This window comes from Nonomuraea sp. NPDC023979 (genome assembly GCF_040639085.1).
GTDB classification, from domain to species: domain Bacteria; phylum Actinomycetota; class Actinomycetes; order Streptosporangiales; family Streptosporangiaceae; genus Nonomuraea; species Nonomuraea ceibae.
This window is the reverse complement of sequence record NZ_JBEZZG010000025.1, coordinates 62,360-75,644: the sequence shown is the minus strand read 5'-3', so window position 1 is coordinate 75,644 and position 13,285 is coordinate 62,360. Positions and strand designations below refer to the sequence as shown.

The window sequence follows — 13,285 nt, the reverse complement described above, 5'->3', positions numbered from 1 at the left end:
CCCGGCTCAGCCGGTGAGCTGGGCCTCCAGCCTGTAGCCGTCGACCGTCACGTACACCTGGTCGCCAGGACGGGCGTTCAGGCGCATGAGCACCGGCTGGAGCGAGTCGAACACCGGCTGGTGGCCCTGCCACACGAGCACGATGGCGTTGTCGCCGGGACCGGTGACCGACAGCAGCGTGCCCGGCCGCATGCCGAGCTGCGCCGCGTAGCCCTCCGGGACCGGCACCGGGCCGCCGCGCAGGTGCTCGGGCGTGACCTCGATGCGCTGCCAGCGGCGCGGGTCCGACGACGGGCTCGGCAGCGGGGGCGGCGGCGTCGACGGGGCGCCCGCCAGGCCGCCGCCGGGCAGCACCGGCGAACGGCCGCCCGACAGCGCCGAGAGCGTCGCCAGGGCCGCCGACGGGTCGATCGACCCGGCCGGGGCCGGCGGGATGGGCTGGCCGCCGCGATGGTGGTGGCCGTTCGCTCCCGGGGTACGGCGCGGCAGCGGCTGCGCCGGGGCCGAGGCCGCCGCGACCGGGTCGGCCGACTCCGACGGCAGCGCGTCCAGCCACGCCTTCGCCGAATGGGTGCGGATGCCGAGCTCCGCCAGCAGCTCCACCGGGTCGGCGTCCGGCGGGGCCGACGCCAGGAGCTGCCGGGTGCGGGCCTGGAGGCCGTGGATGTCGCCGACGACGAGCCAGCCGTCCTGCAGCCTGCGGTCGGGCATGAGCGTCACCAGCACCCGCCACAGCGGCGTGCGCAGGCTCGGCACCGTCACCGGGTGCGCCGGGTCGGCGCCGATCAGCTGATCCTGCGTCGCCGCCGCGCCCAGCCACTCCGTCAGGCGGAACATGTGCCCGGTCACCGGGGCCGACTCCGACGAGCGCAGCCAGTGCAGCACCCGCTCCTCGGCGGTGCGCTGCGCCTGGGACAGCACTTCACGCTCGACCAGCATCTTGTGCGCCAGCGTGCGCAGGCTGACCGGGTCCTCGGCGAACAGCCGGTGTACGGCGACGGCGAGTTCGAGCTTGTTGAGGCCGCGGAACAGGCCGTCCACGACCCGCACCATGGCGTGGTCGGTGTCGGAGAGCGCTGGGGTCTCCCGCGGGCGCGGCGCCCCCGGGGCGGCCGGCGCGCCCTGCGGGGGGCGGGACGCGGTGGGGCGCTGGGGGAGCGGGGTCCCGTTCTCGTTCACGGCGGGGAAGGAGCCGGTGCCGCGCTGGGGAGCGCTCTCCCCCACGGCGGGGAAGGACCCCGTACCGGGACCGCCCGGGAACGCCGGGCTGCCAGGGAGCGGCGTGCCCGGCTGCGCGGGGCCGCCCGCTTGCGGCGGGCCGCCCGCGGGGCTGTCCGGCTGCGGCGCCCCGCTCCCGGGCGCGCCCGGTTGCGTCGGCCCAGCCGCCGGGAAGGGGCCGCTGGTGGGGCTGCCCGGGAACTGGTCGCCGCCCACGGCGGGGAACGGGCCGCTGCCGGGGCCGGCCGGTGCGTTGCCGCTCGTGGCGGGGAAGGAGCCGGTGTTGCGGTCGGAGGAGCCGCCGTCGGGCGGGAAGGTCGCGCCCGGGGGGACGGCGCCGGGGGCGGCGGGCGCGGGGAACGGGCCGGTGCCCGTGGGGCCGCCTCCGGGCGGGAAGCCCGGCGCGGACGGGCCGCCCGGGTAGGCGGCGCCTCCCTGCGGGGTGGCCTCCCCCTGGGCGGCGAGAGGCGCGGGCGTCTGCGCGGGGGGCGGGCCGGACGGGCGCTGTCCCGGGTACGGCCCGGGGACGGGGCCGCCGGGGACCGGACCGCCAGGTACGGGACTGCCCGGGACCAAGCCGCCGGGGACGGGCCCGCTGGGAACGGAGCCGCCAGGGGTTCCCGGTGCGGGGCCGACGGCGGGTTGCGGGCCGGTGGCGGGGTGCGGGCCGACGGCGGGCTGCGGGCCGGTGGCGTCGCGGCGCTGCTGGACCGGGCGGGTGATCTCGGGCGACTGGACGGCGCGGGCCGCCGACTCGGGCTGGGCCGCCAGGTGGCCGAGCACCTCGCGGAACACCGTGCCCATCACCGCTTCGGGCGTCGCCGACGGCGTCTTCAGGTCGGCGGGCGACAGGCGGCGCAGCCGGTGCCAGCCGCCCAGCCCGGCGATGGCCGTACGGGCGGGTTCGGGCCAGCCGGAGAGCCCCGGGTCGACGGGGTGCAGCGTCAGCGCGGGCAGCAGATCGCCCAGCGGCAGGTAGTCCCAGCGGGACGAGGCGAGCAGCGCCAGCCGGTCACAGATCCAGTCGAGCCCGGCCGTGCCCAGGGCTCTGGTCAGCGCCTGCGAGGACCACCAGGCGGCGGGCAGGCGCGGGTCGGCCAGGGCCTCCGCCACCTGCTGCGGCCGGCTCCAGCGCAGGGCAGGGACCAGGTCGCTCAGGCAGATCGATGACTCGACTTCCATCGGCGGACCTTATCCTCCCCAGTGAACCACGTGGCGCATGTGACTGTTGGTGCAGCCTACGCGGCAAGCTATCAATCGGTGTGAATAGGGTAAAGACGCTTCACGTCCAAACCGTACCGTGGCCGACCGCCTACCAGGGCCACGCACTCCGCCCCCGCACGGCATCCCGCCTCCAGAGCGGCCCTTTCGCCCGCGCCGTCGAGCGTGGCCGCGAGGAACCCGGCGGCGAACGCGTCGCCCGCGCCGGTGGAGTCGATCGTCTCGGTGTCGGCCGGGCCCGCCTCGGCGACGACCTGCCCGCCCGTGGCCACGAGGGCGCCCTGGGACCCCAGCTTCACCACGGCGGTCCCGTACCTCTCGCTGAGCACCTCGGCGGCGCGCTCGGGAGTGGCGGCGCCGCTGAGGAGGAGAGCTTCGTCACGGTTCGGGAAGATCAGGTGGGCCAGTGCCGACTCGTGCAGGAAGCGTTCGACGCCGAACTCGCGCAGCGGGTTCGTGGAGGCGGGGTCTACGCTGATGGCGACGCCGGCGGCGGCCGCCTTGGCCATGGCGAGCCTGGCCAGGCCCAGGCCGGGCTCGCTGAACAGCAGGTAGCCCGACACGTGCAGGCGCCCGACGCCGTCGAGCAGGGAGTCGTCCCAGTCGGCCTCGGAGATCAGGCCGCCCGCGCCCCGGTTCGTCAGCATGGAACGTTCGCCGGACTTGTCCACCATGGCGATGACGACGGCCGTCGGGTTGTCGGCGTCGATCCGGACGTACGGGCGGACGCCCGCCTTGGCCAGCTCGGCGATGTGCCATTCGCTGCTGTCGTAGCCGCAGCGGGCCAGCAGGCCCACGTCGGCTCCCAGGGTGGCGGCCCAGGCGGCCGTGTTGGCGCCGGAGCCGCCGGGGCGGAGCACGATGTCGGCGGCGATCTCGGAGGCCGACATGACGGGGGCGCCGTGCAGCGCCACCACGTCGGTCACCACGTCGCCGATGACCAGGAGCCCCTTGTGGCTCACGATCGCGACCACGCCAGGGCGATGCGTGACGCCAGTGCCGTGTTGCCGCGTACGGCGGCCAGGTTCGCCTCCAGGGACGCGCCGGACGTGCCGCGCACGAGGTAGCCGAGGAGGAACGGGGTGATCGCCTGACCCGTGACGCCGCCGGCCTCCGCGGCCGCCAGCGCCTCGGCCAGCACGCGGTCGTGCAGCTCCGGGTCGAGCTGCTGGTCGACGGGCACCGGGTTGGCGACGATGAGCGCGGTCTCCTGGCCGCCGAACGCGTCCTGGCCGCGCATGATCGCGGCGGCGTCCTCCGGCGACTCGATCCGCCACTCCACCGGCTGGCCCGACGAGTGCAGGTAGAAGCCGGGGAACGTCTCCGTCCGGTAGCCGGCCACGGTCACGCCGCGCGTCTCCAGGCGCTGCAGGGTCGCGGGCACGTCCAGGATCGACTTGACCCCGGCGCACACCACGGTGATGCGGGTGCGGGCCAGCGTGTCGAGGTCGGCCGACTCGTCCTGCTCCTCGGTCCAGCCGCGGTGCACGCCGCCGAGCCCGCCCGTGGCGAACACCCGGATGCCGGCCCGCGCCGCCAGGAACGACGTCGCCGACACGGTCGTCGCGCCGCTCGCCTTGAGCGCCGCCGCCACCGGCAGGTCACGCTGGCCCAGCTTGCGCAGCCCCGACTCGGTGGCGATGCGCTCCAGCTCCACCTCGGTCAGCCCGACCCTGGCCACGCCGTCGAGCACCGCGATCGTCGCCGGCACCGCGCCGGCCGACCGGACGATCTCCTCCAGCTCCCGGGCGACCTCCAGGTTGCGCGGCTGCGGCAGCCCGTGGGAGATGATCGTGGACTCCAGCGCCACCACCGGCGACCCGGCGGCCAGGGCCTGGGCGACCTCGTCGGAAGGCTGAAGAAGGGAGTCGGCGGTGGCGCGCATGGTGGGTTTCTTGCTCCTCGGGTGGGTCCAGGCAGTGCCTAGGGTGAACGGCGTCCTTTGCAGACTTTGTTCCAAACTGAGCACGTTACGGCCGGACCGCTCGCACGTCCACTCGGAGATCAGATCAGCAGCGCCACACCCGCCAGCGAGACGCCCCCGACAAGCGCGGTGGCGATCCCGCCCAGCAGCACGGCCCGCCCGCCCTGGAGCAGTCTCCGCACGTCGATCCCGGTGCCCAGCCCGAACAGGGCGGCCGCCATCAGCATATTCGTCACCGAGGGCAGCTCCCGCGTCACGTCGTCCGGCACGACCCCGGTGGCCCGCACCAGCACCATCGCGAGGAATCCGGCCACGAACAACGGCACCACCGGCGGCCTCCTCCCCGCCCGGGGCCCGGAGCGCACGGACCGGCGAGCGGCGAGCGCCACCAGCGGCGCGAGCAGGATCACCCGGCCGAGCTTGACCGTGACCGCCACCGCCAGCACGCCTGTCGCCGCGCCGATCGCGGCGACCTGCGCCACCTCGTGCACCGCCGCGCCCGTCCAGATCGCGAGCTGCTCCCGCGACAGCCCCAGCCACGAGGCCACCAGCGGCACGACCACGATGGCCGCGCTCCCGTACAGCACCACCACGCTCAGCGCGCTCGCCGCCTCGTCGTCGTCGCCCCCCGCGCTGTCGCGCATGGCCGCGATCGCCGCCGCCCCGCAGATCGACACCCCGGTCCCCACCAGCAGCGACGTCCCCGGGCTCACGCCCAGGCGGCGGCCGATCAACGGCGTGAGCACGAACGTCACGCCCGTCGCCACCACCACGACCGCCATCGCCCGCCACCCCGTCGCCAGCAGCTGCGGCACCGAGATCTGCAGCCCCAGCAGCACGATCGCCACCCGCAGCACCCGCCGGGACACGAAGTGCAGCCCCGCCCGCGACGCGGCGCCCACCCCTCCCGCCGCGGCCAGCCCCGCCCCCGCCACCACCGCGACGACGGCCGCGCTGAACGCCGGCACCACCGCGTTCACCCCCATCGCCACCCCGGTCCCCACCGCCGCGACCCCCACCCCCGGCCCCAGCGTCCGGACCCGCGACCACCCCTCGGACAGGCGGCCCCCACGCGACCGGACCGCCCCCTCGGCCCGCGCCCGCCCCTGGCCGGCCGCCCCACCACCCGGCCGCGCCGACCCCGCGGACCACCGGCGCGACCGGGCCCTCCGGCCCAAGCGCGATCCGTCCGATGCCCAGCTCGCCCGCGACCCGTCCGGCGACCAGCTCGTACGCGGCCCTTCCGACTGCCGGCTCCTACGCGGTCCTTCCGGCTGCCGGTGCGCGCGGGAGGAGGGCGGGACGCCGGGCGACGGCAGGCGGACGGTTCGCGGGCGGTCGGGAACGGGATGTGACGAACCCCGGCGGGGGAAGCGGAAACGGCGGCTGAGCGGCATGGTCCCAGTCTTCGGCGGGCCGGCGGGCGCCGGTAGCCGTGGCTTGGGTGGGAGGTCATAGCCTGGGGCTATGAGTGAGCTGCCGGACCTCGCGTCGCTGAAACTGCTGGTCGACGTCGGAGAACTCGGCAGCCTGGGCCGCGCCGCCAAGGCGGCGGGCATCGCCCAACCCTCCGCGAGCAAGCGCATCGCCCACCTCGAACGCCGTCTCGGCCTCCCGCTCCTGGAGCGGACGCCGCGCGGGTCCACGCTCACCGCCGAGGGTCGCATGGTGGCGGGATGGGCCGCCGAGCTGGTGTCCGCCGCCCAGGAGCTCGTACGGGCCGCGCAGGCCGTCCGGCACGGGGCGGCGGCCCACCTGCGGGTCGCGGCGAGCATGACCATCGCCGAGTACCTGGTCCCGCGCTGGCTCGGCGAACTCCAGAACCGCGAACCCGGCGTGCCCGTCGGCCTCGACGTGGTCAACTCCGCCGACGTGGCCGCGCGGGTGCTGGGCGAGGAGGTCGAGCTCGGCTTCGTCGAGGGGCCGAACGTGCCGGACGGGCTGGCCAGCCGCGTCGTCGGCACCGACCGGCTCGTGGTCGTCGTCGCGCCCGGCCACCCCTGGACCCGCCGCCGCACCGCGCTGCGAGGACCCGAGCTCGCGGGCACGCCGCTCGTCGTGCGCGAACGCGGGTCCGGCACCCGCGAGACGCTCGACCGGGCCTTCCGCGAACTGCGCCAGGCCAGCCCCCGGCTGGAGCTCGGCTCGAACTCCGCCGTCAAGGGCGCCGCCCAGGCCGGTGCCGCGCCCGCCGTCCTCAGCGGCTACGCCGTCGAGGCCGAAGTCGCCACCGGCCGCCTCGTCGAGGTCCCCCTGGCGGGGATCAACCTCGTCCGCACCCTGCGCGCCGTCTGGCGCCAAGGCCGCCCCCTGACCCACCCGGCCGCCACCCTCCTCGCCATCTCCAGCCGCCCCTGACCCACCCCGCCCGACCCGCTGGCCACCCACCCCCGCCTCTGTCCCCCAGCCCCGACCCCCAGCCCCGACCCCGCCGCCCACCCGGCCCCGACCCCGCCGCCCAGGCCGGCTGGCCTTCGGCGTACCGGTCTGCCCCGACCGGACCCGGAGGTCGGGGCCGGGGCCAGGGGCGGCCCCCAACCCTCGGCCCCGGCCCCCGTCCCGGCCCGCGCCCCACCAGCCCGCTCCTCGGCTCGGCCCGGGCTGCGGCTCCACCGCTCCGTGGGGACGGGCGCCGCAGGGGCCCGCCGGGGTCGCCCGGGCGGCCGGCGGTGGCGCGTGCGCGTGGCGCGGTCGCCGGAGGCGTCGGGCGGGGCGTCTGGGTGGGAGGTTGCGGCGCATCCGGATGGTCAGCCTCCGGTGGCCTTCCCACGGCAGGTGCTCGGGGTGGACAAACCGCTGGGGTGGCCTTTCAACGGCAGGTGCCGCGGGTGGGGCGGTTACACGGGCTGGGCGGGGTTGGGAGGGCGTGTCTCTGGGAGGTGGTGCGGGATATGGTGCCGGGATGGGTGCGTATGACGTGGTTGTGGCCGGTGGGGGTCACAATGGGCTGGTCGCGGCGGCCTACCTGGCGGGGGCCGGGCGGCGGGTGCTGGTGCTGGAGCGGCAGGACCACGCGGGCGGCCTGGCGATCTCCGCGCGGCCGTTTCCGGGCGTGGACGTACGCCTGTCGCGCTACTCGTACCTGGTCAGCCTCCTCCCGACGAAGATCGTCAAGGACCTGGGTCTCGGCCTTGAGCTGCGCAGGCGGCGGTATGCCTCGTACACCCCCAAGGGGGACACCGGGCTGCTCGTGGACGGCGGGGACGCCGAGCGGACGAGGCGGTCGTTCCTGGAGGTGACGGGCGGGGAGGCCGACCACACCGCATGGCAGGACTTCTACGGAATGGTGGCCCGTACCGCCCAGGTGCTCGCGCCCACGCTGCTGGAGCCGTTGCGCACGGCGGCGGAGGTCGAGCGCATGGTGGGGGCGCGGGCGTGGGGTGAGCTGTTCGCGCGGCCCATCGGGGAGACGGTGGACGAGCGGTTCGGCGACGACACGGTGCGCGGGGTGGTGCTGACGGACGCGCTGATCGGGACGTTCGCCGATCCGGCCACCGACCTGCTGGCGAACCGGTGCTTCCTCTATCACGTGATCGGCGACGGCACGGGGGAGTGGAACGTGCCGGTCGGCGGCATGGGCGCGGTCTCGGGCGCGCTGGAGGACGCGGCCCGGCGCGCGGGCGCGGAGATCAGGACGGGCGCCGAGGTCGTCGGCATCTCGCCGTCGGGGGAGGTCACGTTCCGTACGGAGGGCGCCGAGCACACGGTGACCGGCGGGCACGTCCTGGCGAACCTGCCCCCGGCCGTGCTGGACAAGGCGCTCGGCAGGACGCCCGAGCAGCCGGAGGGCGCCCAGCTCAAGGTGAACATGGTGCTCAGCCGGCTGCCCAGGCTCAAGGACGGGACGGTCGACCCGGTCGCGGCCTTCAGCGGGACGTTCCACATCAACGAGGGCCGCGACCAGCTCGCCCGGGCGTACGCGCAGGCGGCGGCGGGCGTGATCCCGGAGCTGCCGCCGGCCGAGGTGTACTGCCACTCGCTCACGGACCCGTCGATCCTCGGGCCGGAGCTGCGGGGGAGGGCGGAGACGCTGACGCTGTTCGGCCTCCACATGCCCGCCCGCCTTTTCCGGGAAAATCCGGACAAGGCCAGGGAGGATGCCCTGCGCGCCACGTTCGCGTCGATCAACACGGTCCTGGCCGAGCCCATCGAGGACTGCCTCCTGCGCGCCCCCGACGGCACGCCGTGCGTCGAGGCCAAGACGCCGGTGGACCTGGAGAACGAGGCCGGGCTGCCCGGCGGCCACATCTTCCACCGCGACCTGAGCTGGCCGTACGGGGACGAGGGCGGCTGGGGCGTCGAGACCGGGCACGAGCGGATCCTGCTGTGCGGCGCGGGCGCCCGCCGGGGCGGCGGCGTCAGCGGCATCCCCGGCCACAACGCGGCGATGGCCCTCCTCGGCTGACCGCCTCCGCCGGTCGCCCTGTCCGCCCGCCCTGTCCGCCCGCCCGCGTCCGCCCGTACGACTGGACAGGGCCGGACAGGGTGGGCCGGTCGGGCAGGGGCCGGACGGCGGGCCGGGCGGGGTGGTCGGGCGGGTGGTCGCGTTCATCGCCTTCTCAGATTGCTCCTCTAGCGTGGTGGCATGAGTGAGCCCGCACGGTTGCTGGTGGTGGACGACGAGCCCGCGTTGCGCGAGGCGCTGCAGTCGAGCCTGGAGTTCGAGGGCTACCGGGTCGTCACCGCCGACGACGGGCAGGCGGCGCTGGAGGAGCTGGCCCGGCAGCCGTACGACGCGGTGCTGCTCGACGTGATGATGCCGCGGCTCGACGGGCTGACCGCCTGCCGCCGGCTGCGCGGGAGCGGCAACCACGTCCCGGTGCTCATGCTGACCGCCCGCGACGCCGTCGGCGACCGGGTGTCGGGGCTGGACGCGGGTGCCGACGACTACCTGGTCAAGCCGTTCGAGCTGGACGAGCTGCTGGCCCGGGTGCGGGCGCTGCTGCGGCGCGGCGCGCTGAGCGCGGGCGAGCCGGAGCAGACGCTGGCCTTCGGCGACCTGCGCATGGACCCGGCGACCCGCGAGGTGACGCGGGGCGCGCGGCGGCTGGACCTCACCAGGACCGAGTACCTGCTGATGGAGCTGTTCCTGGCCCACCCCCGCCAGGTGCTGACGCGGGACCAGATCCTGGCCGAGGTGTGGGGGTTCGACTTCGAGCCGACGTCCAACTCGCTCGACGTGTACGTGATGTACCTGCGGCGCAAGACCGAGGCCGGCGGCGAGCCCCGGGTGATCCACACCGTGCGCGGCGTCGGCTACGTGCTCAGAGGCTCCTCGTGAGAAAGCGCAGCCTGCGCGCCCGCCTGACGCTCCTGGTGGCCGCGGCGGTGGCGATCGCGGTGGGCGTCTCGGCCGTCGGCACCTGGTATTTCGTCCGCAGGGAGCTGTCGTGGCAGCTCAACCAGTCGCTGCGGGAGACCGGCGAGCGCGTCCCCTTCGAACGCATGCAGAAGGCGACCCGCGAGTGCTCCGCCGAGCCGGTGAGCGCGACCGGCTACGGCAAGTACCCGCCGTTCCCCGAGCCGATGCAGATCGTCTTCCCCGACGGCACCCGCTGCGTCATGGGCAACACCGCGATCAAGGTCACCCGCCGGGAGGAGGAGATCGCGAGCGGCTACCACGACCAGGAGCTCGTCTACGACGGCTACGCCGACGACGGCACCCCGCTGCGCGTGCTGGTCAGGAACGTCGACCGCGACGCCGCGTTCGTCATCGCCCGCCCCACCCACGAGCTGCAGAGCACGCTGCGCAGCGTGTCGATCCTGCTGGCGGCCGTGGCCGCGCTCGGCGTGCTCGTCGCGGCCACGGCGGGGCTGCTCGTCTCGCGCGCCGCGCTGCGCCCGGTGGGCCGGCTGACCAGGGCGGTCGAGCACATCGCGCAGACCGAGGACCTCGACACCCGCATCCCGATCGACGGCAGCGACGAGATCGCCCGGCTGAGCGCGTCGTTCAACGCGATGACCGCCGCGCTGGCCGGGTCGCGCGACCGCCAGCGGCAGCTCGTCGCCGACGCCGGGCACGAGCTGCGCACGCCGCTCACCACCCTGCGCACCAACATCGACCTGCTGCTGCGCAGCGAGCAGACGGGCCGCAGCCTCGACCCGGGCGCCAAGGAGCGGCTGCTGGTCAACGTCAAGGCGCAGTTCGCCGAGCTGTCCACGCTGGTGGGCGACCTGCTGCAGCTCGCCAGGGGCGACACCGACCACGAGCCGCACGCCGAGCTGCCGCTGCACGACGTCGTCACGGCCGCCGCCGGGCGGGCCAGGCTGCGCGGCGCCGAGGTCAGCACCGACCTGAGCCCCTGGTATGTGGTCGGCGGCGCCGCGTCGTTGGAACGTGCCGTGCTCAACCTCATCGACAACGCCGCCAAGTTCAGTCCCGGCGGCCGGGTGGAGGTCGTGCTGCGCGACGGCGTGCTGGCCGTGCGGGACCGGGGGCCGGGCATCGCGGAGGAGGAGCTGCCGCACGTGTTCGAGCGGTTCTGGCGCTCGCCGTCGGCTCGCTCGCTGCCTGGTTCGGGGCTGGGCCTGGCGATCGTCGCGCAGGCCGTGGCCGAGGTGGGCGGAGAGGTACGGCTCGGGAACGCGCCGGACGGCGGCGTGATCGCGACCCTCGAACTGCCGGGCCGCGCCACCCCGAGCAGCTGACGACCGGCCGCGCAGTCCGTACGGGCCGGTCACACGGCGGGCCGGTCACACGGCGGGGCGGTCGCACGGCGGGGCGGTCGTCAGGCGGACACCGGGGCGCGTCGTTGCGCGACGGTGGAGCAGGCGGCGGCGAGCAGCCAGATCACCGGCCCCGACAGCCCGCCCACCGCGTCCACGTGCCCGGGCCGGACCATCACGGCGAGGAACGCCGCGTCGACCGCGCCGAGCACGAGCAGGTTGAGCCAGTGGCCGCGGCGGCTGTTGAGGCGGTTCATGGTGAGGGCGACGCCGATGGCCTGGAGCCCGAACACGGCGGCGCACGCGAAGAACATGAGGCTCTCGGCCGCCGCCTCGTCCGCGGGGGAGCCGCCGGACAGGATCATGCCCGCCCCCAGCCCGACGTGCAGCACCCCCCACAGCACGTACAGCGCGGTGGCGGCGGCGGGCCACCTTGCAGGTGCGATAAAGTAGTTCACGCCGTGAAAGATACACGATGGAAACCAAGGGCGGACATGGCCACTGACCGAGACGACGCGGCCCGCGCGCTGAACGCGATCCGCGAGCTCCACGCCACGCACGACGCCCTGCTGGAGGCGGTCGCGGGGCGCTACGGGCTCAACCGCAACGACCTGCGCTGCCTTGAGATCCTGCACCGGGAGGGCGCGATGCCCGCCCAGCGGCTGGCCGCGCTGAGCAACCTGAGCCCGGCGGCCATCACCAAGATCGCCGACCGGCTCGTCGCCGCGGGATACGCGGTCAGACGGCAGAGCGCCACCGATCGGCGCTCGCAGGTCATCGGGGTGTCGGACGGCCACGCCGAGTTGCGCGCCACGACATGGGAACGGGTCCACGCCGACGCCGTCGCCGTGCTGGAGGACGTTCCCGCCGCCCGGCTCCGCGACCTCCTCCTGCTGCTCGGCCGGCTCGCCGACGTCAACCGCGAGCACGCGCGACGGCTGTCGTCCGACCCGCCCGAGGAGTGAGCGGAGAGAGTGGGGCAGGCGGCCGGGAGGGCTAGGCGGGGAGGGCGGCCAGGAGGTAGGCGAGGCGGGCGGCGGCGGCCTCCACGTCGTCGGCCGTGCCGAGCCGGTAGCCCCACGACGTGACGAAGCTGCCGTCGTCGGAGCAGGTGACGTTCTCGGCCAGCGTGGCGGAGAAACGGTTGCGCACGCACACGAACGCCGGGTCGCTCGCCAGGGACAGGCTCTGGACGGACAGGTCGGCGTGACGACCCGCGAACCTCGCGAACTGCTCCAGGCAGAGCGCGGTGTCAAGCATCATGCGTCACCTCCGCATCGTCTCGCGCCAGAATTGCACGATCTTGAGGAGGAGGGCAAGCAATTGCGAGGATTAATGTGGGGATTGTTTGCGGTATTCGTTAAGAATCCGGATGATGGTGTCCCGCCCGGCTTCGCCGAACTCCGCGACTTTCGCGTAATCGTCGAAGGCGCGAACGTAGAACGCCACGTCGTCGGGATCGCGCAGCACCAGATCCTTCGTCATGGTGGCGACGCCCACCATGGCCTCGTTGTAGATCCAGAAGCCGTTGACCGGCGCCGACGGCAGCTCCTGGGTGAACGGGATCACGCCGAACTGCACGTTCGGCAGTGAGCTGACCGCGAGCAGCCGGTCGACCTGGCCGAGCATCACGTCGTGCGGGGCCAGCCGGGTGTGCAGCACCGCCTCCGGCACCACGAACCTGAACGTGCGCGTGCGGTCGTAGAGGATCTCCTGGCGCTGCATCCGCACCCGTACCGCCGCGTCGATCTGGTCGGCCGCGCTGTAGAGGCGCCTGACCTTGCGGAACACGTGGCGGGCGTACTCGGAGGTCTGCAGCAGGCCGGCCAGGATGCCCGGCTCGAACACCCGGAACAGCTTGGTGCGCGCCTCCAGGTCGCGCACGTCCTCCTGGAGGGCGGCCAGGCCGCTGCGGTGGCGCTGCTTCCAGCCGTCGTGCCGTTCCAGCAGGGCGATGGCCTGGGCGATCAGCTCGTCCGTGACCTCGGGTGGCGCCTTCACCGCCTGCGCCCACACCACGACGTCGTCCTCGGACGGGGTCTGCCGGGCGTTCTCCAGGCGGGAGACCTTGGACGGCTGCCAGCGCAGCCGTTCGGCCAGCTCCTTGCCCGTGAGGCGGGCCGCCTCACGCAATTGCCTGAGCTGCCCGCCGAGGTCGGCGCGCGCCTGTTGAAACGACGTCACGACGCAAGAGGCTAGCCCCGGGCCGGTGGATCATGCCAGGCCCAGTCGCGCAATCGTGACCAGCCGGTCGCG

At 74.8% G+C, this 13,285-nt stretch carries 12 protein-coding genes; 5 read left to right on the top strand and 7 right to left on the bottom strand.

The genetic code is table 11. The features are described from left to right. Positions 1 to 6 precede the first annotated feature (6 nt). The 4 genes from AB0G11_RS33880 to AB0G11_RS33865 form a co-directional block, all read right to left on the bottom strand. The gene (locus tag AB0G11_RS33880; RefSeq protein ID WP_357590781.1) at positions 7 to 2,400 is read right to left on the bottom strand and encodes a hypothetical protein; all 2,394 of its coding nucleotides are present in this window, start codon (positions 2,398 to 2,400) and stop codon (positions 7 to 9) included. Positions 2,401 to 2,471: 71 nt separating this feature from the next. After that, positions 2,472 to 3,413, bottom strand: a complete 942-nt coding sequence (locus AB0G11_RS33875; protein ID WP_308126080.1) for a PfkB family carbohydrate kinase — start codon at positions 3,411 to 3,413, stop codon at positions 2,472 to 2,474. Beyond that, on the bottom strand, positions 3,398 to 4,324 hold the full coding sequence (locus AB0G11_RS33870) for a pseudouridine-5'-phosphate glycosidase (RefSeq protein ID WP_357590779.1): 927 nt from the start codon (positions 4,322 to 4,324) through the stop codon (positions 3,398 to 3,400). The genes AB0G11_RS33875 and AB0G11_RS33870 overlap by 16 nt, the downstream gene beginning before the upstream one ends. 119 nt (positions 4,325 to 4,443) lie before the next feature. Beyond that, the gene (locus tag AB0G11_RS33865; protein WP_357590777.1) at positions 4,444 to 5,367 is read right to left on the bottom strand and encodes a putative sulfate exporter family transporter; all 924 of its coding nucleotides are present in this window, start codon (positions 5,365 to 5,367) and stop codon (positions 4,444 to 4,446) included. Positions 5,368 to 5,830: 463 nt separating this feature from the next. On the opposite strand from AB0G11_RS33865, the gene AB0G11_RS33860 reads away from it, so the two are divergent. From AB0G11_RS33860 to AB0G11_RS33845, 4 genes are all read left to right on the top strand, one after another. Next, on the top strand, positions 5,831 to 6,721 hold the full coding sequence (locus AB0G11_RS33860; RefSeq protein WP_357590775.1) for a LysR family transcriptional regulator: 891 nt from the start codon (positions 5,831 to 5,833) through the stop codon (positions 6,719 to 6,721). Positions 6,722 to 7,265: 544 nt separating this feature from the next. Next, entirely contained in the window at positions 7,266 to 8,768 is a 1,503-nt protein-coding gene (locus AB0G11_RS33855; RefSeq protein WP_357590773.1) for an NAD(P)/FAD-dependent oxidoreductase, read from the top strand. A gap of 180 nt (positions 8,769 to 8,948) precedes the next feature. After that, positions 8,949 to 9,644 (top strand): response regulator transcription factor, encoded by a 696-nt coding sequence (locus AB0G11_RS33850; RefSeq protein ID WP_357590771.1) that lies wholly within the window; start codon positions 8,949 to 8,951, stop codon positions 9,642 to 9,644. After that, positions 9,641 to 11,011 (top strand): HAMP domain-containing sensor histidine kinase, encoded by a 1,371-nt coding sequence (locus AB0G11_RS33845; RefSeq protein WP_357590769.1) that lies wholly within the window; start codon positions 9,641 to 9,643, stop codon positions 11,009 to 11,011. The genes AB0G11_RS33850 and AB0G11_RS33845 overlap by 4 nt, the downstream gene beginning before the upstream one ends. A gap of 80 nt (positions 11,012 to 11,091) precedes the next feature. On the opposite strand, the gene AB0G11_RS33840 is transcribed toward AB0G11_RS33845, so the two are convergent. Next, a complete protein-coding gene (locus AB0G11_RS33840) occupies positions 11,092 to 11,487 on the bottom strand; it encodes a hypothetical protein (protein WP_357590767.1) in 396 nt (131 codons plus the stop codon). 36 nt (positions 11,488 to 11,523) lie between these two features. On the opposite strand from AB0G11_RS33840, the gene AB0G11_RS33835 reads away from it, so the two are divergent. Then, positions 11,524 to 11,994 carry a MarR family transcriptional regulator gene (locus AB0G11_RS33835; protein ID WP_357590765.1) on the top strand — a complete coding sequence of 157 codons (471 nt, stop codon included), beginning with the start codon at positions 11,524 to 11,526 and terminating at the stop codon, positions 11,992 to 11,994. A 31-nt stretch (positions 11,995 to 12,025) separates the two neighbouring features. On the opposite strand, the gene AB0G11_RS33830 is transcribed toward AB0G11_RS33835, so the two are convergent. Both AB0G11_RS33830 and AB0G11_RS33825 read right to left on the bottom strand, forming a co-directional pair. Next, the gene (locus tag AB0G11_RS33830; protein WP_219507468.1) at positions 12,026 to 12,292 is read right to left on the bottom strand and encodes a hypothetical protein; all 267 of its coding nucleotides are present in this window, start codon (positions 12,290 to 12,292) and stop codon (positions 12,026 to 12,028) included. A gap of 69 nt (positions 12,293 to 12,361) precedes the next feature. Continuing rightward, positions 12,362 to 13,213, bottom strand: coding sequence for a helix-turn-helix transcriptional regulator (locus tag AB0G11_RS33825; RefSeq protein WP_219507467.1), 852 nt, complete (start codon positions 13,211 to 13,213; stop codon positions 12,362 to 12,364). Between the last annotated feature and the right edge of the window lie 72 nt (positions 13,214 to 13,285).

Bases quoted from the DNA above. Each gene is read 5' to 3' on its own strand.
- AB0G11_RS33880 (WP_357590781.1), bottom strand. From the start codon at position 2,400: ATGGAAGTCGAGTCATCGATCTGCCTGAGCGACCTGGTCCCTGCCCTG.
- AB0G11_RS33870 (WP_357590779.1), bottom strand. From the start codon at position 4,324: ATGCGCGCCACCGCCGACTCCCTTCTTCAGCCTTCCGACGAGGTCGCC.
- AB0G11_RS33860 (WP_357590775.1), top strand. From the start codon at position 5,831: ATGAGTGAGCTGCCGGACCTCGCGTCGCTGAAACTGCTGGTCGACGTC.
- AB0G11_RS33855 (WP_357590773.1), top strand. From the start codon at position 7,266: ATGGGTGCGTATGACGTGGTTGTGGCCGGTGGGGGTCACAATGGGCTG.
- AB0G11_RS33850 (WP_357590771.1), top strand. From the start codon at position 8,949: ATGAGTGAGCCCGCACGGTTGCTGGTGGTGGACGACGAGCCCGCGTTG.
- AB0G11_RS33835 (WP_357590765.1), top strand. From the start codon at position 11,524: ATGGCCACTGACCGAGACGACGCGGCCCGCGCGCTGAACGCGATCCGC.
- AB0G11_RS33830 (WP_219507468.1), bottom strand. From the start codon at position 12,292: ATGATGCTTGACACCGCGCTCTGCCTGGAGCAGTTCGCGAGGTTCGCG.